The organism is Rossellomorea aquimaris (assembly GCF_001877785.1).
GTDB lineage: Bacteria > Bacillota > Bacilli > Bacillales > Bacillaceae_B > Rossellomorea > Rossellomorea aquimaris_A.
The window spans coordinates 1-814 of the sequence record NZ_MINN01000094.1; the positions used below are offsets into that span (position 1 = coordinate 1).

The window sequence follows — 814 nt, forward strand, 5'->3', positions numbered from 1 at the left end:
ATATTGAAGAGGCAACGAAACAAAACGAGACGTTCCGGACCGCGCTTTGGACCGGTAAAAACTTGCAGGTTACGTTGATGAGCATCGCAGCAGGCGATGACATCGGACTGGAAGTCCATGAACACGGCGACCAATTCCTTCGCATCGAAGAAGGGCAAGGACTCGTGCAGATGGGCGATAGCGAAGACAATCTAAGTTTTGAAGAAAAAGCAGAAGACGATTACGCCATCCTCATCCCCGCAGGCAAATGGCATAATGTCACCAACACAGGCGATAAGCCGTTAAAGATCTATTCCATCTACGCGCCGCCAGAACATCCGCACAGCACCGTGCATGAAACAAAAGCGGAAGCGGACGCAGCAGAAGAGGAAGAATAAGCGAACATAAAGAACGGCCGACATGATTTGTCGGCCGTTCTTTTACGTTTTTTTATCGTGTATCAATTTAATGCACTGAAGCGGACTGGCGCTCTTTTTTTCCGTGGAGGAAATAATATGGCACAATCAACGCAAATACAGCAATGCCTAGTAAGCCGTAAAGCGCACTGTAGCCGGTAAAGGGAATGATAAAGCCGAGAATATACGGTCCCATGAAAAAAAAAAACAAAAATCCATCTCCGACTCCAGTAACCCGACATCAATCTCGTGTGCCGTCATCTCGCCCAAAACACAATCACACTTCAAATCAATAAGTAATACGTTCACATCACAAGACCACTGAACACACATAATAGACCATGTAATACAAACAAGCACTACGCTAGATACATATAAAGAACGAACACAACTATCAAGACAGAAGACCAAAAGAAAAA

At 45.1% G+C, this 814-nt stretch carries 1 protein-coding gene; it reads left to right on the forward strand.

Annotation, left to right across the window (positions count from 1 at the left end):
* Nucleotides 1-377, forward strand: a 377-nt coding sequence (locus tag BHE18_RS12510; protein WP_071618911.1) for a cupin domain-containing protein, incomplete at its 5' end; no start/stop codon positions are given.
* Between the last annotated feature and the right edge of the window lie 437 nt (nucleotides 378-814).